This is a genomic window from Methylorubrum salsuginis, assembly GCF_900114375.1.
GTDB classification, from domain to species: Bacteria; Pseudomonadota; Alphaproteobacteria; order Rhizobiales; family Beijerinckiaceae; genus Methylobacterium; species Methylobacterium salsuginis.
Genome location: NZ_FOSV01000001.1, coordinates 230,723 through 249,516 on the forward strand (window position 1 = coordinate 230,723; position 18,794 = coordinate 249,516).

Annotated in this window: 21 protein-coding genes; 10 read left to right on the forward strand and 11 right to left on the reverse strand. The window is 71.0% G+C overall.

The window, feature by feature from the left end; translation table 11 throughout:
• Positions 1–3: 3 nt before the first annotated feature.
• Complete coding sequence (locus BM140_RS01055; protein ID WP_091941082.1) at positions 4–1,200, reverse strand: efflux RND transporter periplasmic adaptor subunit; 1,197 nt, start codon at positions 1,198–1,200, stop codon at positions 4–6.
• A gap of 194 nt (positions 1,201–1,394) precedes the next feature.
• Between BM140_RS01055 and BM140_RS01060 the strand changes: the two genes are divergently transcribed.
• Complete coding sequence (locus BM140_RS01060; protein WP_091941084.1) at positions 1,395–1,577, forward strand: hypothetical protein; 183 nt, start codon at positions 1,395–1,397, stop codon at positions 1,575–1,577.
• Positions 1,578–1,766: 189 nt separating this feature from the next.
• On the opposite strand, the gene mazG is transcribed toward BM140_RS01060, so the two are convergent.
• Entirely contained in the window at positions 1,767–2,633 is an 867-nt protein-coding gene (gene mazG, locus BM140_RS01065; protein ID WP_244535232.1) for a nucleoside triphosphate pyrophosphohydrolase, read from the reverse strand.
• Positions 2,634–3,316: 683 nt separating this feature from the next.
• Here mazG and BM140_RS01070 point away from each other — a divergent pair.
• Together BM140_RS01070 and BM140_RS01075 are read left to right on the forward strand one after the other, a co-directional pair.
• Positions 3,317–4,402, forward strand: coding sequence for a replication protein RepA (locus BM140_RS01070; protein WP_091941086.1), 1,086 nt, complete (start codon positions 3,317–3,319; stop codon positions 4,400–4,402).
• Between the two features lie 453 nt (positions 4,403–4,855).
• On the forward strand, positions 4,856–5,416 hold the full coding sequence (locus BM140_RS01075) for a hypothetical protein (RefSeq protein WP_091941088.1): 561 nt from the start codon (positions 4,856–4,858) through the stop codon (positions 5,414–5,416).
• Positions 5,417–5,528: 112 nt separating this feature from the next.
• Here the strand turns inward: BM140_RS01075 and BM140_RS01080 are convergent, their stop codons facing one another.
• On the reverse strand, positions 5,529–6,824 hold the full coding sequence (locus tag BM140_RS01080; protein WP_244535233.1) for a patatin-like phospholipase family protein: 1,296 nt from the start codon (positions 6,822–6,824) through the stop codon (positions 5,529–5,531).
• Positions 6,825–7,280: 456 nt separating this feature from the next.
• Between BM140_RS01080 and BM140_RS01085 the strand changes: the two genes are divergently transcribed.
• Complete coding sequence (locus BM140_RS01085) at positions 7,281–8,330, forward strand: HpcH/HpaI aldolase/citrate lyase family protein (protein ID WP_091941089.1); 1,050 nt, start codon at positions 7,281–7,283, stop codon at positions 8,328–8,330.
• Positions 8,331–8,390: 60 nt separating this feature from the next.
• Complete coding sequence (gene hspQ, locus BM140_RS01090) at positions 8,391–8,732, forward strand: heat shock protein HspQ (RefSeq protein WP_091941091.1); 342 nt, start codon at positions 8,391–8,393, stop codon at positions 8,730–8,732.
• A 93-nt stretch (positions 8,733–8,825) separates the two neighbouring features.
• Here the strand turns inward: hspQ and BM140_RS01095 are convergent, their stop codons facing one another.
• From BM140_RS01095 to rimO, 3 genes are read right to left on the reverse strand one after another with little or no spacing between them, the layout of a single operon-like run.
• Positions 8,826–9,230, reverse strand: coding sequence for a DoxX family protein (locus BM140_RS01095; protein WP_091941093.1), 405 nt, complete (start codon positions 9,228–9,230; stop codon positions 8,826–8,828).
• A gap of 3 nt (positions 9,231–9,233) precedes the next feature.
• Positions 9,234–9,419, reverse strand: a complete 186-nt coding sequence (locus tag BM140_RS01100) for a hypothetical protein (RefSeq protein ID WP_091941095.1) — start codon at positions 9,417–9,419, stop codon at positions 9,234–9,236.
• Positions 9,420–9,473: 54 nt separating this feature from the next.
• On the reverse strand, positions 9,474–10,820 hold the full coding sequence (gene rimO, locus BM140_RS01105) for a 30S ribosomal protein S12 methylthiotransferase RimO (protein ID WP_091941097.1): 1,347 nt from the start codon (positions 10,818–10,820) through the stop codon (positions 9,474–9,476).
• Positions 10,821–10,975: 155 nt separating this feature from the next.
• Here rimO and BM140_RS01110 point away from each other — a divergent pair, with 155 nt between their 5' ends.
• From BM140_RS01110 to BM140_RS01125, 4 genes are all read left to right on the forward strand, one after another.
• Positions 10,976–11,401, forward strand: a complete 426-nt coding sequence (locus BM140_RS01110; protein WP_091941099.1) for a hypothetical protein — start codon at positions 10,976–10,978, stop codon at positions 11,399–11,401.
• A gap of 189 nt (positions 11,402–11,590) precedes the next feature.
• A complete protein-coding gene (gene pabB, locus BM140_RS01115; protein WP_091941101.1) occupies positions 11,591–12,976 on the forward strand; it encodes an aminodeoxychorismate synthase component I in 1,386 nt (461 codons plus the stop codon).
• On the forward strand, positions 12,973–13,590 hold the full coding sequence (locus BM140_RS01120) for an anthranilate synthase component II (protein ID WP_091941103.1): 618 nt from the start codon (positions 12,973–12,975) through the stop codon (positions 13,588–13,590). The genes pabB and BM140_RS01120 overlap by 4 nt, the downstream gene beginning before the upstream one ends.
• Positions 13,577–14,434, forward strand: coding sequence for an aminotransferase class IV (locus BM140_RS01125; RefSeq protein WP_091941105.1), 858 nt, complete (start codon positions 13,577–13,579; stop codon positions 14,432–14,434). The genes BM140_RS01120 and BM140_RS01125 overlap by 14 nt, the downstream gene beginning before the upstream one ends.
• A gap of 87 nt (positions 14,435–14,521) precedes the next feature.
• Here BM140_RS01125 and pncA read toward each other — a convergent pair whose 3' ends face one another.
• The 4 genes from pncA to BM140_RS01145 all read right to left on the reverse strand — a co-directional run bounded on the left by pncA (position 14,522) and on the right by BM140_RS01145 (position 16,752).
• Positions 14,522–15,142, reverse strand: coding sequence for a bifunctional nicotinamidase/pyrazinamidase (gene pncA, locus BM140_RS01130; protein ID WP_207549412.1), 621 nt, complete (start codon positions 15,140–15,142; stop codon positions 14,522–14,524).
• A 61-nt stretch (positions 15,143–15,203) separates the two neighbouring features.
• Positions 15,204–16,178 (reverse strand): quinone oxidoreductase family protein, encoded by a 975-nt coding sequence (locus BM140_RS01135; RefSeq protein WP_091941107.1) that lies wholly within the window; start codon positions 16,176–16,178, stop codon positions 15,204–15,206.
• Between the two features lie 119 nt (positions 16,179–16,297).
• Complete coding sequence (locus BM140_RS01140; RefSeq protein WP_244535234.1) at positions 16,298–16,543, reverse strand: hypothetical protein; 246 nt, start codon at positions 16,541–16,543, stop codon at positions 16,298–16,300.
• Positions 16,540–16,752, reverse strand: a complete 213-nt coding sequence (locus BM140_RS01145) for a hypothetical protein (RefSeq protein ID WP_091941110.1) — start codon at positions 16,750–16,752, stop codon at positions 16,540–16,542. The genes BM140_RS01140 and BM140_RS01145 overlap by 4 nt, the downstream gene beginning before the upstream one ends.
• A 255-nt stretch (positions 16,753–17,007) precedes the next feature.
• Between BM140_RS01145 and BM140_RS01150 the strand changes: the two genes are divergently transcribed.
• Positions 17,008–18,237 (forward strand): FAD-dependent monooxygenase, encoded by a 1,230-nt coding sequence (locus tag BM140_RS01150; RefSeq protein ID WP_091941112.1) that lies wholly within the window; start codon positions 17,008–17,010, stop codon positions 18,235–18,237.
• 85 nt (positions 18,238–18,322) lie between these two features.
• Here the strand turns inward: BM140_RS01150 and BM140_RS01155 are convergent, their stop codons facing one another.
• Positions 18,323–18,775, reverse strand: a complete 453-nt coding sequence (locus tag BM140_RS01155; RefSeq protein ID WP_091941114.1) for a DUF488 domain-containing protein — start codon at positions 18,773–18,775, stop codon at positions 18,323–18,325.
• Positions 18,776–18,794 lie beyond the last annotated feature (19 nt).

Sequence of the window (18,794 nt, forward strand, 5' to 3'; positions counted from 1 at the left end):
CCCTCAGCGGGCCGCGGCGGTCGCCGGCAGCACCGGCCGCACCCGGTCGCCGTCGCGCAAGAACGAGCCGGCCCGCGCCACCACCGTCTCACCCGCGGTCACGCCGGAGCGAATCTCCGTAAAGCCCTCGGCCGAGAGTCCGGTCTCGACCCGGCGGGCGGCGACGCGACCGTCCGCGACCACCAGCACCGTGGCGGTGCCGTCGGCGGCGTAGAGCACCGCGGTGAGCGGCACCGCCACCCCCTCGCGCCGCGCCACCTCGACCCGGCCGCGGGCGAAGGCGCCGATATGGAGCGCCGGATCCGGTGCCAAGCGGATGCGGACACGGCCGAGCCGCGTCGCCCGATCGACCTCCGGATAGACCCGCCGCACCGCGCCGGGGATCGTGCGCCCGTCCTCCCCTTCGAGGCGCGCCGGATCGCCGGGGTTGAGCCGGGGCAGGGCGGTCTCGGGCACCTCCCCTTCGAGTTCGATCTCGCCCCGGGCGATCAGGCGGAACAAGGGTTCGCCGACGGCGCTCGCGGTGGCGCCGACGCGGGCCGTGCGGCGGCTGACGATGCCGGCCTCGGGCGCGCGGATCTCGGTGCGGGCGCGCCGGAGCGCGATCTCGCGGCCTTGCGCCTTCGCCGCGGCGCGGTCGGCTTGGGCGAGCGCCAGACCGGCGCGGGCCGCATCGAGGCGCCCGGCCGCCCCCTCGGCGGCCGAGACCCGCTGCTCCAGGGTGACCGCGGTGGCGTTGCCGGTTTTGACCAAGGCCTGCGCCCGTTCCAGAGCTTGGCGCGCCTCGACCTGCGCCGCCTCGGCCTGGACGATCTGGCTCTTCGCTTGAAGGATCGCGGCGTCCGCCTTGGCGATGGCGGCGGCGTTCGCGGCTTCCTGCGTCTCGATCATTTCCAGGGAGAGGCGGGCCAGCACCGCGCCCTTCTCGACCCGGTCGCCCTCCTCCACCGCGAGTTCGACGATGCGCAGGCCCTCGACCTCGGGGGCGACCAGGATCTCGTCGCGGGGCACCAGCGTGCCGGTGACGATCGCCCGCTCGACGATCTCCCGCCGCTCGGCGGGCACCACGCTCACCGCCGGCAGGAGCGAGGCCGGGTCCGGCACGGCGGCCGTCGGCGGCGCCTCCTCGGCGGCGCATGCGACGCCGGGGGCGAAGCTCAGGCAGGCCGCGACCGGCAGGACGAGGAGGCGGGCGGACATGGGGCTTCGCTTCGACGGAGGACGGGCAAGGGCCACCCTCCCCTTGTCTACAACGGCGGGCGATTTGATGGCGCGCCCCAACGTCGCAGTGCAACCGCGGCCGCTCACGCGGGTTGTCCCATCACAGGATTCGCGGCGTCTCCCCGAGAGCCGCCGGCCGAACCGACGACACACCCCTCACCGAGGTTCCCGGCATGAGCATCTTCCAGATCCGCCAGAAGACCAGCGGCGCCGTCCTCTGGACCGGCAGCGCCGACGACGAGCGCACCGCCCTCGACGCCATGGCCCGCGAGGCCGGCTACGCCGACTACGCCGCCCTCCCCGACGGCCTGCGCAGCGCCGGCTTCGAGGCCTCGAAGCTCGACCTGATCTCGTAAGAGTCCGGGGTCCCAAAGAGGCCGGGGTCCCAAGGGCCTCAGGCCCTTGGTGGGGTGTCGGGGCAAGGCCCCGACGATCGCAGGGCTCTGCCCTGCACCCGCGAAAGGACGCCGTCCTTTCGAAACCCATGACTCGGTCGTGACCACGATCCAATGAAGAGCGCCGGGGCGGGCACGCCCCGGCGCTCTTCATGCTTCCGCGCGCTTCACCGCCTGCCACGCGGCTTCCATGGTGGCGAGGTCGCTCGCCTCCAGGCCGCCGTCGAGGCGGGCCGCCATGGCGGCGAAGCGCCGCTCGAACTTGCGCGTGCCCCGGCGCAGCGCCTCCTCCGGATCGACGCCCGCGTGGCGGGCGAGGTTGGCGACCGAGAACAGCAGGTCGCCGATCTCCTCGGCCACCGCCTCCGCGTCGCCGTCACTCAAGCTCTCCTCGACCTCGTCGGTTTCCTCGCGCACCTTGGCGAGCACTTGGCCTGCGTCCGGCCAGTCGAAGCCCGTCGCCGCCGCCCGGCGGGACACCTTGTCGGCCCGCGCCAGCGCCGGCAGCGCCCGGGGCACGTCGGCGAACGGGCCGGGCTCGGCCTTCTCTTTGCCGGAAGCGGCTTTCGCCGCCCGCTCCTGCGCCTTGATCCTGGCCCAGGCCGCCTCGATCGCCGCCGGATCAGCCGGCCGCTCGCCGGGCGGCAGGAAGGCGCCGTCCGCGTCGAACACGTGCGGATGGCGCCGGATCAGCTTGGCGCCAATCGCCTCGGCCACGTCGTCGAAGCCGAACGCGCCGGCCTCTTCCGCGAGGCGGGCCTGGAACACGACCTGCAGCAGCAGGTCGCCGAGTTCGTCGCGCACGTCGTCCGCGTCGCCGCGCTCCACCGCGTCGGCGACCTCGTAGGCCTCCTCGATCGTGTAGGGCACGATGCTCTCCGGCGTCTGCGCCAGATCCCAGGCGCAGCCCCGTTCGGGATCGCGCAGACGCGCCATCAGCCCCCGCAGCCTGTCGATCGCCGTCCCGTCCCGCTCCGCCATCCGCCCGGCCTCCGGCTGTTTTTCGAAGTCGCTCATAGCCGCTCCTGCGCTGCTGCGGCAGCAGCCGACGGCGGGGACAAACCAGGGCGAATCCGGTCCGACCCTGTGCAAAATTCCCTTAATTCCTTTTGAAAATCAGGGTATCCGGCGTGTTCGTTTTGCCGAACGCTGCTCCAACCCCCTTAGGAAAGCTATCTGTAAAGGATTCTTCGAGAGTCAGTTCGGCAAGTTATAGGGGGAGCCGAATTCCCCCGTCCGGCCCGTGGCTTGGACCCTGTTCGCGCATCGAACTCTGCGTGGATGCGCATCGAACTCTGCGTGGACCCGCATGGGATTCTGCGCGCGGCGAACGGGGAATCGCATCGGATTCTGCGCGGGTCTGCACGGGATTCGGCGTGGATCGCGGGGCCCGCCGGTGGATCGTGGGGACAAGGCGGGGCGCAGGGGCGTATCGAACTCTGCGTGACCCCGGTTGCCCCCGTATCGAATTCTGCGCGGCCCTTTTCCCGCCTGCCTGTGCAGAGCGGGCCGGGGATGCGTGAATTGCCGGGAAAACTCGTTCGACGCCTGGGACTCCGCGGAGCCGAATCGCGACAGGGTGGTTGGCGGCAGAAGCGCGGATCGAAGCTCGGCCGCGCTGGAACCTCAGGATTGTCGAACCCGTGACCTCCCCTTCCCTCCTCACCCGCGTTCCGGCGGCGGGGCTTTAGGCGCCGGCCATGTCCGGGCTCGAGGCCAAGATCGACCGGATCCGCGACGCGGACCTGCGCGCCGAGCTGGAGGCGGCGCGCGGCGGCTTCCTGTTCGCGCCGATCGTCGAGCACCTGCTCTACCGCCAGCGCGAGCGTGACGCCGAGCGGGCCGCCGCCGGGGCGCAGGCCGAGCGCCGCGAGGCCATGGGCCGCGACCGCCGCCGCCGGGAGGCCGTGCGCGAGGTCATCGAGAACGAGCCGACGGCCCCGGAAAACCTCCAGCACCTGCACTCGGTCCTGGCGCTCTGCGGCCTGCCCTACCGCGATCCCGGCGGAGCCCGCGAATTCGTGCGGGAATACGGCCGCAATTCGCTCAGCCTCATGGCCGGGCGCCTGAAGAACCCGGTGACCGGCGAGATGGAGCCGCAGGGCCTCCCCTACGGCCCCAAGGCGCGGCTGGTGCTGCTGCATCTCTGCACCGAGGCGGTGCGCCAGAGGAGCCCGACGATCGAGGTCGCCGACAGCCTCTCGGGCTTCATGAAGGCCATGGGCTTTGCCGTCACCGGCGGCGAGCGCGGCACGATCGGCGCCTTCAAGGACCAGCTCAACCGGCTGGCCGCCTGCTCGATGCAGATCGGGCTGTGGGACGGCGAGGGCCAGGCCTCGACCCTCAACGTGCCGCCCTTCCGTTCCCTGGAGCTGTGGCGCCGCGGCGACGACGGCCTCGTTTGGCAGAAGACCGTCTCGTTCCACCAAGACTTCTACGACAGCCTGATCCGCCACGCCCTGCCGGTCGATATCCGGGCCGCCCGCGCCTTCTCCGGCTCGGCGCGCAAGCTCGACCTGCTGTTCTGGACCGGCTATCGCCTCCGCGCCCTCCAGCGGCCACTCAGGCTCACCTGGGAGAACCTGCACCGCCAGTTCGGTGCCGAGAATGCCAGCCTGCGCAGCTTCCGCCAGGCCTTCAAGGCCGATCTCGCCGGCCTCTTGGAGGTGTTTCCCAAACTCCGCATCGACCTCGACGAGGGCGGCCTCCTCCTCCACCCGGCCGATCCCGGCAGCCTGCTGGTCCCGCCCAAGGCGGCGCGTACGGCCAAGGCCGCGCGGGGGTGAGGGCATGTTCCGTATAGGAACGGAACATCGCACATTCCCAGGCGAGAAATCCCTGACGCAAATTCCCAGCATGAGTTAGACGATGAGGCATGGAATATTCCTTATTCCATGCCTCATGCGTCTGCCTCGTTCCATCGAAGCGATCCAACACTCCGCTGTCCTCGGAAGGACCGCGTCGGCAGCCGCTCCGGCGCGGTCTCACTCCTTTCGAAAAGGTCGATCCCTGGATGTCTTCGTCTCCGCCTCGCGATGATCGCGGGGAGCGGAAGACGACAGCGGAACGCGGATCGCGCGCGTTGCTTTACGGAATATGGAATGTCCAGAACTCCAAAATTCTGAAAGTAAGGGAATAAAGGCAGCGCCTCGATCCTTATATTCCATTCCGTTCCAATCTGCGCTATCTTCCCTTCATCGCCCCCCTTCCGCATCGGGGCCCGTCGGAGCGTTCGGAACATGGGGCTGTCGGAAGCGCAGGCCGAGGCGAGGTTGGCGGAGCTGCGCCGCCGCCGCGACGCCATCGAGCGGGAGATCGCCGACCTCGTCCTCTATCTCGATCTCGGCCGCCGCCTCGCGGGGCAGGGGAGCGCGGCGGCCTTCGGCGAGGCGGCGGACGCGCCCGCTCCGCTCCACCCTGCCCCGCCGCCTCCGGCCGCGGAGCCGGCCCGGGCGTCCTCGCCCGCGGCCTCGCCCGCGCCTTGGGCTCCCGCGCCGCCCTCCCCGGCTCCGTCCGCCGCACGGGCGGAGCCCGAGCCCGGCGGCCTGTCGGAGACGGTGCAGGCGCGCCGCTACGGCCGGGCCCTGATCGAGGCGGCGCTGGCCACCCTGGAGGAGGCCGGGCGGCCGCTCCACGCCAGCGAGATCTGGGCGCGGCTGTCCGATCAGGGCTTTGCCCTGCCGGGCGCCGATCCGGTGGCGGCCCTCAACACGCGTCTGTGGAAGCGCTCCGGCCCTGGCGGCCCGCTCCGTCGGCTCGGCGACGCCGTCTACGCCCCGGCCGAGGCGGAGGAGGGGTGACGCGGATCGTCCCTGTCGAGGGTTCGAGCCTCTGGCGAGACGGTGCCGTCATCGCCCGCCGGATCGCGAAGGAGGGCGGGAGACCCGGTGCCGGACCCCCTCCCCCATCGCGTCACCGCCCGGCGACGGTCCCCACCGAGCCCGTGCCCTCCGCATGCCCCCCGTCGCCCTGGGGATTGTCGGCAAACGCGGTGCCGTTGCGGCCGAGCGCTTGGCCGTGGGCGAACAGGGCCTGCATGTAGGGCCGGTCGAACGGGCGCTCCGAGGTCTGGGTGAAGCGCCGATCGATCAGCGCCACCTGCAGGTCGAGGCCGGTGCGCTGGGCGTAGGAACGGGTGAGCGCCAGCGCCGCGCGGGTCTGCGCCTTGATCGCCGCCGACATGGTCCGGCCCAGCACCGAGAGCACCGAGCGGCCCGCCATCTGGAATTCGGGCTCCAGCCGGTTGTTGACCACGAGGTAGATGCGCGAGGCCGGCAGGATCAGCCGGGTCTCGCCCGCCACAGCCGCCGCGGGGGCGAGGAAGAACGGGCCCATGGCACCGCCGTCGTCGTGCATCTCCTCGAAGTTCTTGCCGCCGCTGCTCGCCGGGATCAGCACCGGCGGAAACACGCCGGGCACGGCGGTCGAGGCCAGCACGATCTCGCGGAACAGCTTGAGGGCGCGGGCCTCGCCCTGGGCGTTGAGGGTCGCGATCGCGCCCATGTCCCACAGGATCGGCCGCTCGCTGTCGACCTGGGTGGTGGCGATCAGCAGGCGCCGGCCCTTGGCGTGCTCGGCCGCCACCGCCTTGAGGAGGGCCGGCGTCACGGAACGCTCGATCCGCTCCTTCAGCGGCCACGTGTCGGTCAGCGAATCCCGCGTGCCGCCGAACTCGAACACGTCGGCGGCCGAGATCTCGGTGTAGTTCTGCTTCAAGGCCCCGTCGGCCTGTGGCCCGACGAAGGCGAAGGGGGCGATCAGGGCGCCGGTCGAGACGCCGGTGACGACGCCGAAGACCGGCCGGTCGCCGCGCTCGCTCCAGCCCGCCAGCAGGCCGGCGGCGAAGGCGCCGTTCTCCCCGCCCCCCGACAGGACCAGCCAGGGATCGGAGGCCTTGTCGGCCGTCTCCAGCAGCGCCTTGAAGGCCGCCGCGTCGTCGCCCGCGAGGCGCACCGATGACGGCAATCCCTCGGGCCGGGCGCTCGCGGCCTCGGCCGCGGTATAGTCCGGCCGCTCCTCGGGCGCCTTCTCGGCCGGTCTCTCGACCGGCTTCTCGGCCAGCATCTTCTTGGCCGTCGCTCGCTCGGCCGCGAAGGCGGGCGAGCCGAGCGCCATGGCGCTGCCGAGCAAAGTGAGCACGAGGCCCCGGCGCATCCGCCCGGCGGCCGGCAGCGCCCGCTCGTTCGAAATCGTGATCCGTTTCGGCATCGACGCACGTCCCTCGACGGTGTTCGATCTGCGTGGACCCCCGATGCATCCGCTCATCGGATGTCGCCTGCCGGTCGCGCGCGACCGGCAGGCGTTTCGGAAATCCACACGCCCGCCTCGGCCGGAAAACACGGCCCGGCCCGGAGCGTTCCAGGCCGCCAAGCTTTGCCGGACCAGCAATCCTCGCCAATCTGCTGCGGACCAGCCTCGGATGCGGTGCGCGGGCACACCCGAATCCTTGACCGAATCTTGCGCTTTCCCGCCGATGATCTTCGCGAAAACGGTATCGCGCAATGCTCGAATGCATCCGGCGCAACGGTTGTCCGTATCTGTTCCGTCCTGACCGCGTCGGGTCCTGCGGCCAGTCGCCACCCTTCGCCGAAAGCCCGGCTTTACGGCGGGGGCCGGGGTGCTCTAACCGGTTCTCCAGACGCCGAAACCGGAGCCCGACATCCGATGAAACTGCCCCGCCGCTTCTTCCAGCCGCTCGCCGCCGGCGCGCCCGAGCCGTTCCGCGAGCTGCCGATCAAGCTCGAGCGGATGATTCACTTCGTGCCGCCCCACAACGAGAAGGTCCGCGCCCGCGTGCCGGAGCTCGCCAAGACCGTCGACGTGGTGCTCGGCAATCTGGAGGATGCGGTCCCCGCCGACCAGAAGGAGGCGGCGCGCAAGGGCTTCGTCGAGATGGCCAAGGCCACCGATTTCGCCGCCTCCGGCACCGGCCTTTGGACGCGCATCAATGCCCTGAACTCGCCCTGGATCCTCGACGACCTGTTCACCCTGGTGGCCGAGGTCGGCGACAAGCTCGACGTCGTGATGGTGCCGAAAGTCGAGGGTCCGTGGGACATCCACTACATCGACCAGCTGCTGGCCCAGCTCGAGGCGCGGCATAACGTCAAGAAGCCGATCCTCGTCCACGCCATCCTCGAGACCGCCGAGGGCGTGGCCAATGTCGATGCCATCGCCTGCGCCTCGCCGCGGATGCACGGCATGAGCCTCGGCCCGGCCGACCTCGCGGCCTCCCGCGGCATGAAGACCACCCGCGTCGGCGGCGGCCATCCGGACTACAAGGTGCTGTCCGACCCGAAGGGCGACGCCGAGCGCTCGTCCGCCCAGCAGGATCTGTGGCACTACACCATCGCCCGGATGGTCGATGCCTGCATGGCCAACGGCATCAAGGCGTTCTACGGCCCGTTCGGCGATTTCTCGGATTCGGCCGCCTGCGAGGTCCAGTTCCGCAACGCCTTCCTGATGGGCTGCGCCGGCGCCTGGACGCTGCATCCGAGCCAGGTGGCGCTGGCCAAGACCGTGTTCGCCCCCGATCCGGCCGAGGTGAACTTCGCCTCCCGTATCGTCGAGGCCATGCCCGACGGCACCGGCGCGGTGATGATCGACGGCAAGATGCAGGACGACGCCACGTGGAAGCAGGCCAAGGTCATCGTCGACCTCGCCCGGCTCGTGGCCGACAAGGACCCGGACCTCGCCAAGGTCTACAATCTGCCCTGATCGTCGCGCATGGTGGCCTCGCATTGGCAGGGAGCCGGCGCGAGGCCTATCTTGTCGGTCATGACCCAGCAGACCAGCATGAGAACCGCGAAATTCGGCCTCGGTGCGGTGGTCCGGCACCGGATCTACCCGTTCCGGGGCGTGGTGTTCGACGTCGATCCGGAATTCGCCAACACCGAGGAATGGTGGCTGGCGATTCCGGAAGAGGTCCGCCCGCGCAAGGACCAGCCGTTCTACCACCTGCTCGCCGAGAACGCGGACAGCGAGTACGTCGCCTACGTCTCCGAGCAGAACCTCGTGCCCGATACCTCCGGCGAGGCCCTGCGCCATGCCGGCATCAACGAGGTGTTCGAGCGCGCCCCCGACGGCGGCTACCGCATGCGGCTGGGCCACGCGAACTGATGGCGGGGCACCGGGGCAGAGCCCCGGTTTCCCTCCAAGACCAGGGCTCCGCCCTGGACCCGCGAAAGGACGTAGCCCTTTCGAAACCGGGACTTAGGCGTGCTTGCGCCGCGGCCAGTCGATTACCTTCGTCGCGTAGAGCGCCCACCAGACCATCACCGGCTGAAACGCCAGCCGGGGGCCGTGGTACCACCACGTGTCGGGGATCGGCGGGACCGAAATCCCCTCGACCGCGTGCTTGAGGTTGGCCGGAAACACGCAGACCGCGTAGAGCGCCAGCCCGATCCCCGCCGCCCGGCGCAAAGCCGGCCACGGCAGCATCAAGGCGATGGCCGCCGCGATCTCGCAAAGGCCCGTGACGAGCACCACGCCGCGCGGCTCAGGCACCCAATCCGGCATGATCGGCAGGAAGCTGTCGGGCGCGGTGAGATGCACGGCGCCGATGAAGCCGTAGAGGCCGATCAGGCCGAGCCGCAGCCAGCGGCGGTCGTCCGTCATGGTTCAGGCGGAGCGGTCGGTCTTCGGCTCCTGGCGTGGCTCGCCCGAGGGCGTGTTGCCGCGAGCGGCTTCCTCGGCCTCGGTGCCGGCCCGCTCCATCGGCCCCTGTTGCGACTTGACCCGGCCCGTCACCGGGTCCTTGGGCGAGACGGCGGCCTCGTTGTCCTGGTCGCGCTGCTCGTCCGCCATGCTCGGCCTCCCGGTTGATCCGGTGAGGCAACGCCGCGGCGGGCCGCCGGTTCGTCAGACCGCGATGCCGTGCAGGTCGTGCGCCTCGGCCCGCTCGATCTTCACGGTGACGATGTCGCCCGGCCGCACCGGGCGGCGGGAGGCGACGTGGACCGTGCCGTCGATCTCCGGCGCGTCCGACTTCGAGCGCCCGCGCGCCACGGTGGGCCCGACCTCGTCGATGATGACCGGGATGCGCTTGCCGACCTTGGCCCGCTGCAGCCGCAGCGAGACCACTTCCTGCGCGGCCATGAACCGGCGCTTGCGCTCGGCCTTCACCTCGGGCGGCACGGCGGCCCCCAACTCGTTGGCGGCGGCGCCCTTCACCGGCTCGTACTCGAAGCAGCCGACCCGCTCCAGCCGGGCCTCCTTGATCCACTCCAGCAGTTCCTCGAACTCCGCATCGGTCTCGCCGGGGAAGCCGACGATGAAGGTCGAGCGGATCGCGAGATCGGGGCAGATCTCGCGCCAGCGGCGGATGCGGTCGAGCTGCTTCTCCTGATTGCCTGGCCGCCGCATCCGCTTGAGCACCGACGGGCTCGCATGCTGGAGCGGCATGTCGAGATAGGGCAGCACCTTGCCCTCGGCCATCAGCGGGATGACCTCGTCCACGTGCGGGTAGGGATAGACGTAGTGCAGCCGCACCCAGGCGCCGAGTTCTCCCAACTCCTTGGCGAGATCGTAGAAGCGGGCGCGCACCTCCCGGTCCTGCCAGCGGCTCGGGGCGTAGCGGGTGTCGAGGCCGTAGGCGCTCGTGTCCTGCGAGACGACGAGCAGCTCCTTCACGCCGGCCTTCACCAGCTTCTCGGCCTCGCGCAGCACGTCCGCCGCCGGGCGGCTGACGAGATCGCCGCGAAGCGACGGGATGATGCAGAAGCTGCAGCGGTTGTTGCAGCCCTCGGAAATCTTCAGATAGGCGTAGTGGCGCGGCGTGAGCTTGACGCCCTGCGGCGGGATCAGGTCGAGGAACGGATCGTGGGCCGGCGGCACCGCCTCGTGCACGGCGGCCACCACCGATTCGTAGGCCTGGGGGCCGGTGACGGCCAAGAGGTTCGGATACTTCTCGCGGATCTCGTCGGGCTGCGCGCCCATGCAACCGGTCACGATCACCCGGCCGTTCTCCGCCATGGCCTCGCCGATCGCCGACAAAGATTCCGCCTTGGCCGAATCGAGGAAGCCGCAGGTGTTGACGATGACGACGTCCGCCCCGTCGTGGCGGCGGCTCAGCTCGTAGCCCTCGGCGCGCAGATGGGTGAGGATGCGCTCGGAATCGACGAGCGCCTTGGGGCAGCCCAGCGACACGAACGAGATCCGCGGCGCGGCAGCGCTCTTGGTGTCCGAGGGGGAGGCGGTGGCGGTCATGACGGCTCGTCGTGGGCGGCGCCTCTTCGGAGAGGGCCGCGTGCGCTTTAAGCGAAGGGCGGTGAAGCCGCCGATATAGCCGCATTGAGGCGCGGTTGCGAGCGGAGCCGTTCACACGGCTCATGCGCGGAGGCGGATGAGCCCGGAGACAGACGATGCACCCCTATCGCTACCGGATCTCCCTGCGTCTCCGTCATCCCAGCGTGACGTCCTCCGCGATCTGCGCTGCCCTTCTGCCGCTGAAGCCGACCTATCCGCCACAGGACATCGGTGCGCCCCGCACAGCCCCGAATGGCCGGCTGCTCGGCGGGCTCAACACGGAGACCTTCGCGACCTTCTTCGTGAGCAGAGGCGAGAACGACCTCGCCGAGGCCCTCGGTGAGGCCGCCGAGCGGATGGAGCCCTGCCGTGAGTGCTTCGCCTTGTGGCGGGCGAGCGGCGGCGACATCGAGTTCTTCGTCGGCTGGTTCATGGAGGGGGGTAACGTCGGCGACGTGTTCGAGCCGGAGCTGCTGGCGCAGCTCGGTGGGCTCGGGATCGGTTTGTCGCTGGACCTCTACGAGAGCGATAGGGACGAGTGACATGAAACTGATTTGATGCAATGCTTTGCGTTGGAATCCTCATGTATTGCATCAACGCACGACGGGAGTGACGCATACCCCTCCCGCAGGCCCGGACCGTGCGAGGCGATTGACGGCGCGGTGCCGGACGCCCTTGAGTGGGCGGAGGCGCTGCCGCGACGCGCGCGAAGCATGACACCCTAGAAGACGATGGTCTGGACCCGCGCGATTCCCATCCTCGACCCGGTCGCGGCGGCCACCCGCCTCGCCCGGCTGCCGGGGCTCGCCTTTCTCGACAGCGCGATGCCGCACGACACGCTCGGCCGCGTCTCGGTGCTCGCCGCCGATCCGTTCGGGCGCTTCCGGTACCGCGACGGGCAGGCGACCCTCGACGGGCGGCCGGTGCCCGGCGCGCCGCTCGACGCCCTGCGGGCCTGCCTCGCCCCCTACCGGCTCGCGCCCTGGCCCGACCTGCCGGCCTTTCCCGGCGCGGCGATCGGCTACTTCGCCTACGATCTCGGCGCGAGCCTGGAGCGGGTCGTGCCGCCCGCCCGCCGGGCGGGGCTGACCGACGACATCGCGTTCAACCTCTACGACACGCTGCTCGCCGTCGATCACGCCAGCGGCACTTGCCTGCTGATCGCCACGGGTTTCCCGGAGACCGATCCGGAGGCGCGCCGCGTCCGGGCGGAGGAACGGCTCGACGCCTTCGCCGCGCTCCTGGCCGCGCCCACCGAGGCGCCGCCCGCATGGTCCCCGGTCAAGCTCGCGTGGCGCACGAACTTGTCACGGCAAGACTATGAAAAGGCTGTCGAAACCGTCAGGGATTACATCCGCGCGGGCGACATCTATCAGGCCAACATCGCCCAGCGTTTCGTGGCCGACCTGCCGCCCGGCTTCGACCCCTTCGCCTTCTACCGGCGCCTGCGCGCCACCAATCCGGCGACCTTCGGGGCCTATCTCGATTTCGACGATCTCACGGTCGCCTCGTCCTCGCCGGAGCGCTTCCTGAAGTTGCAGGGCCGCGCGGTCGAGACCCGGCCGATCAAGGGCACGGTGCGGCGCGATCCCGATCCGGCCCGCGACGCCGAGGTGGCCGCCGCGCTCCAGGCCAACCCGAAGGAGCGGGCCGAGAACATCATGATCGTGGACCTCTTGCGCAACGACCTGTCGCGGGTCTGCGAGCCCGGCAGCGTCCAAGTGCCGGTCCTGTGCGGGCTGGAATCCTATGCCGGCATCCACCATCTCGTCTCGGTGGTCACCGGCACGCTCCGCACGGAAGCGGACGCCCTCGACCTCATCCAAAAAACGTTTCCCGGCGGCTCGATCACCGGCGCGCCGAAGCTCAGGGCCATGGACATCATCACCGAGATCGAAGGCGACGCGCGCGAGCTCTATTGCGGGGCGATCGGCGCGCTCGGCTTCGACGGTTCGCTCGACACCTCGATCGCGATCCGCACCGTGTTCATGGACGGGGCGCAGGCCGTGCTCCAGGCGGGGGGCGGCGTGACGCTGCTGTCCGATCCGGCGTCCGAGTACGAGGAGACGCTGACCAAGGCCGCCCGGGTCTTCGCCGCGTTCGAGGAGACCCCGTGATCCTCGTCATCGACAATTACGACTCGTTCGTCTTCAACGTCGTGCGCTACTTCGAGGAGCTGGGCGAGACGGTTCGGGTCGTGCGCAACGACGCCCTCGACGTTCCCGGCATCCGCGCCCTGAACCCGGAGGCGGTGGTGATCTCGCCGGGGCCCTGCACGCCGGCGGAAGCCGGGGTGAGCCTGCCGGCGATCCGCGACCTCTCGGGCGAGCTGCCGATCCTCGGCGTCTGCCTCGGCCATCAGGCGATCGGGGCGGCCTTCGGCGGCCGGGTCGAGCGGGCCGGGCGCCCGCTGCACGGGCAGGCGACGCCGATCCGCCACGGCGGCGAGGGGCTGTTCGACGGCCTGCCGCAGCCGATGCAGGTCGGGCGCTACCACTCGCTGATCGTGACGCCGACCCCGGAGATGGAGCGCCAGCTCAGCGTCGATGCGGTCTCGTCCGAGGGCGAGGTGATGGCTCTGTCGCACCGGACGCACCCGACCTGGGGCATCCAGTTCCATCCGGAATCGGTGCTGACCGAGAACGGCCACGCGCTGTTTTCCAACTTCCTCAAGGGCGCCCGCGCGTGGCGCGGGGCGGCCCAGACGAGAGCGGCCGATGCTGTGGTCTGACGGGCGCCTCGTCGAGGGCGGCACGCTCCCCTTCGACATGGGCGACCGCGGGCTGCTGCTCGGCGACGGCGTGTTCGACACCGCGCTCGCGGTGCAGGGCCGGATCGCGTTCGAGGCCGCCCATATCGACCGCCTCGTCGCCGCGGCGGCGGCCCTGGGTTATCCCGCCGATCCGGACGCGATCCGACAGGCCATGCGGGACTTGGCCGACACGCAGCCGCTCGCGGCGATCCGCACCACCCTAACCCGCGGTTCCGGCCCGCGCGGCCTCGCCCCGCCGAAGGAGCCCGCGCCGTTCCTGTTCGCCAGCGCCGCCCCAGCGCGGGCCGGCCTGTTCTTCTCAGCCCTTCGCCTCCTGCCCACGGAAATCGCCCGCAACGAGACCTCGCCGGCCTCCCGGCTCAAGACGCTCGGCTATCTCGACGCGGTGCTGGCCGCCCGCGCCGCGCAGGCGGCCGGGTTCGACGAGGCCCTGTTCCTCAACACGAAGGGGCGGGTCGCCTGCGCCGGCACCGGCAATGTTTTCGGGATTCTCGGGGGCGCGCTGGTGACGCCGCCGACGGAGGAGGGCGTGCTGCCGGGCATCGTCCGCGGTGCGCTTCTCTCGAAGATCGCGCCGGGGCTCGGCCTTGCCGTCGAGGAGCGCCCGCTCCGCCCCGCCGATCTGGACCGGGCGGAGGCCGTGTTCGTCACCAACTCCCTGCGCCTGATCGCCCCCGTGGCGGCCATCGGCGGCACGACCTACGACAGCGCCGGGCACGCGACCGTTCAGAGGCTGTGGGCCGCGTTGCGCGCGGCGGTGGCGGCCTCGTGCGGCGTCGAGCCGGATGCCCTGAACCCGTGATCCGGGGATAACAGGATCACGGGACGCCGTGATCCTGTTATCCCGCTATCCCCGTTCGGGACGCAATCGCGGGCGGGAGACCGTCGCTCAGCCGAACGCGGCGCTGCTCGCGCGCTGCACCCCTGCCCGCTCCATCTCGGCCCAGGCCCGCATCGTGCCGTCGCGGTCGATGCCGCGCACCGCGTCCTCGACGACGGTCACGTCGAAGCCGGCGGCGCGGGCGTCGAGCGCGGTCCAGCGGATGCAGTAATCGGTGGCGAGGCCGGCGACGAACAGGCGGGTGAGGCCGCGCTCCGTCAGGTAGCCGGCAAGCCCGGTGCGGGTGTGCCGGTCGGCCTCGAGGAAGGCGGAATAGCTGTCGATGTCCGGGTGATAGCCTTTTCGGATCACCAGCTCGGCCCGCTCCGCCCGCAGGTTCGCGGCGAGGGCGGCGCCGGGCCTGCCCTGCACGCAATGGTCCGGCCAGAGCACCTGTTCGCCGTAGGGCATCGTCACCGTGTCGAACGGCTGGCGGCCCGGATGGCGCGAGGCGAAGGAGGCGTGGCCGGGCGGGTGCCAGTCCTGGGTCAGCACCACGTGCGGAAAGATTTCTGCCAGTCGATTGACCGGCCCGATCACGGCGTCACCCTCGGGTACGGCGAGCGCCCCACCGGGCAGAAAGTCGTTCTGCACATCGACGACGAGCAGAACGCCGGTCTTGCTCAGCATCAGGCCAAGTCCCAGGGTTCCGAGGGACAAGTCCCTCGGCGGGGCCGGGCGGAGCCCGGAATCACGGCGTCATCACCGTGGCGCCGGTCGTCTGCCGATCCGCCAGATCGCGATGCACCTGCGCCGCGTCGGCGAGCTTGGCGCGCGTATGGACCGGAATCTTCACCGCGCCGCTCGCCACGACCTCGAACAGCTCGGCGGCGTTGGCGTCGAGCTGTTCGCGGGTAGCGATGTGGGTGAAGAGGGTGGGGCGGGTGGCGTAGAGCGAGCCCTTGGCCGCCAGGATGCCGATGTCGAAGGCCTCGATCGGGCCCGACGCCGAGCCGAAGCTGGCGAAGACGCCGCGGGGCGCGAGGCAATCGAGCGAGGCCGGGAAGGTCGCCTTGCCGACGCCGTCATAGACCACCGGAACCCCCTTCCCGCCCGTGATCTCCTTCACGCGGGCGGAAAAGTCCTCGTCGCGGTAGAGGATGACGTGGTCGCAGCCGTGTTCCTTCGCCAGCTCCGCCTTCTCCGGCGTGCCGACGGTGCCGATCACGGTGGCGCCGAGATGCTTGGCCCATTGCGTGGCGATGAGGCCGACGCCGCCGGCCGCCGCGTGGAACAGGATCGTATCGCCGGGCTGCACCCGGTAGGTGAGGCGCAGCAGGTAGTGGGCGGTGAGACCTTTCAACATCATCGCGGCGGCGGTCTCGTCGGCAATCGCGTCGGGCACGTGGACGACGCCCTTGGTGTCGACCACGACCTCCTCGGCATAGGTGCCGACGGCGCCGGCATAGGCGACGCGCTCGCCGACGCGGAAATCGGTGACGCCCTCGCCCAGCGCGTCGACCACACCCGCGCCCTCCTTGCCGAGGGTGAAGGGGAGGGAGGCGGCCTTGTAGAGGCCGGAGCGAAAGTAGATGTCGATGAAGTTGACGCCGATGGCGGTCTGGCGGACGCGGATCTGCCCGGGGCCGGGCTCCGGCGTCGGGATGTCCTCGTAGACCATCGCCTCGGGGCCGCCGTACTGGTGCACCCGGATCGCCTTCGCCATCGCGCCTTCTCCGTTCCCGCCGCCCGCCCTCGTCCGGGCGGGAGATATCGGGCGGAGCGCCGTCGGCAAGCGCTTTTGCGCGGATCGGGTGCGATTTGCCCCCTCGCCTCGTCCTCCGGCTATTCCTCCAGCACGTCCACACGCATGCCGATGCCCGACAGGCAGCGGTGGATGCGCTCCGCGATCTCCGGGGTGAGCTGGTGGACGTGGACATGCATCGTCGCGGTGTCCTCGGGCCGCACGATCACGCGGTAGCGCAGACCCTCGTCGCGCATCTGCCGCAACAGGTTGCTGCTCGCCGTGGTCATCGCCGCGATGTGCTGGTCGATCAGGTCGGGCCGCATGCCGGACGCTCCTCCGCTCATTCGCGCTCTCCCTCGCTCGCCGCCGCGGCGGGGCGCGGAAGCTCCCCATGGCTCTCGTAGGCGGAACGGTCGGCGCGGGGCGCGCACGCCTGACGGACCGGTGGGAACAGGCGCGACAGACCCTGGGCCACACCCGCCAGCACCGGATCGTAGGGAGAGCCGAAAGCGCCCGAGGCAACCTCGGGCCGGGCTGCGATGAATTTCCGCATGGAACGCCCCTCAGACGTGTCTCGCGCCGCTCGGCGACGCGTCGTGCCCGGCGCCCCGCGGACGGCGCCGAGTCGAACCAACATTTGTTTGGCAATGCGCGTGGGGCGATTTGGTTTCATGTCATCGCGTCGTCTTGTCGCCGCTCCGGCGCCGCGCGGACGTTGCGCGGAGACGCCGCCGCCCTTGACCCGACCTCGGGGCAACCTCTGTAGGGAAGAGAGTCACCCCCTCCCCGCACAAGGAGCCCTGTCGCCGTGACGGTCCCGGATCCGACTTCCCCCCTCCCCGCTCTCCCGCCGCGCTTCGAGGTGGCGGTGGTCGGCGCCGGGGCGGTCGGACTCGCGGCCGCTCTGGCGCTCGCCCGCGACGGCGTGACGACCGCCCTGGTCGGGCGCCACGCGCCGGTCGCCGACGGGCGCACCGTCGCGCTTCTCGACGGCTCGGTGCGGCTGCTCACCGCCCTCGGCGCCTGGAGCGAGATCGGCCCCCATGCGGCGCCGCTCGCCGAGATGCATCTCGTCGACGACACGGGCAGCCTGTTTCGCCCGCCGCCGGCCCGGTTCTCGGCCGCCGAGATCGGCCTCGAGGCGTTCGGCTGGAACGTCGAGAGCGCCCGCCTCGTCGAGACCCTGCGGCGCCAGGCCCGCGTCACCCCCGGCCTGACCCTGTTCGAGGCGGATTCCACCGGAATGCAGCGCACCGAGGGCGCGGCGATCCTCACCCTGGCGAATGGGGAGAGCCTCGCGGCGCAGCTCGTCGTCGGCGCCGACGGGGGCCGCTCGCCCCTGCGGCAGACGGCGGGGTTGCGGACGCGGGAATGGTCGTACCCGCAAGGCGCGCTGACGACGCTGCTCGCCCACGAGCGGCCCCACCGCGACGTCTCCACCGAGTTCCACACCCGCAACGGGCCCTTCACCCTGGTGCCGCTGCCCGGCGGGCACCGCTCCAGCCTCGTCTGGGTCACGGGCGAGCGGGCGGCCAAGCGCCTGTCCGCCCTCGACGATGCCGCACTGGCGGCGGCGGTGGAGCATCAGGCCCGCTCGATGCTCGGCGCGATGCGGATCGACGGGCCGCGCGGCCTCGTGCCGATGCGGGGATTGTCGGTGGCAAGCCCGGTGGCCGAGCGCCTCGCGCTGATCGGCGAGGCCGCCCACGTCTTCCCGCCGATCGGGGCGCAGGGGCTGAACCTCGGCCTGCGCGACGCCGCGGCGCTCCGCGACGCCGTGTTGTCCGCCCGCGAGGCCGGGCGCGATCCGGGGACGTCCGCGTCCCTCGCGGGCTTCGCCCGTGGCCGGGGCATCGACGCCCGCCTGCGCGGGGCGGCGGTGGACATGCTCAACCGCTCGCTGCTGACCGACCTCGTGCCGGTCGATGCCCTGCGGGGCCTCGGCCTCGTCGTCCTCTCCTCGGTCGCCCCGTTGCGCCGCCTCGTCATGCGCGAGGGCGTGCAGCCGCGGCTCGGGGCGCCCCGGCTGATGCGCTGACGCTTATCCCCTCCCCACAGGGGGGAGGAGAACGACTCGTCCGGCTCGCCGGGAGACCTACGAAGACGCTCACATCAAAAAAGAATCACAAAAACGCGCCGTACAGGTCCACCGTCTCGAACCCCCGCTCCGCCAAGCGCTCGGCCAGCACCCTGCGATGGCAGCGGGCGGGGTCGCGCTCGAAGCAGAGCAGGCAGGTGGGCGCGCGGGCGGCCAGCTCCGCCAGCCCGTCGAGGGCGAGACCGCCATCGGCGGTGTCGAGCACCTCGTCGCAGTAGATCTTGCGCATCAGCCCGGCATCGTGGGCGCGGGCGGCCTCGCGGCCGGACTTCGGGGTGCCGAGACTCCGAAAATGCTCGTAGCCGAGGCCCGCCTCCTCAAGGCCCGCCTTCAGCGCGCCCTTCGAGAAGCCGCGCTTGCGCGAGTTGGCCACCGCCCGCACGTCGGCCAGCACCCTCACCCCCGCCTCCGTCAGGGCGGCGTGCAGCCGCTCGGGGGCCAAGCCTTCGTATCCGATGGTGAACAGAGTGTTGCGCATGGAACGCTCGATCGAAATC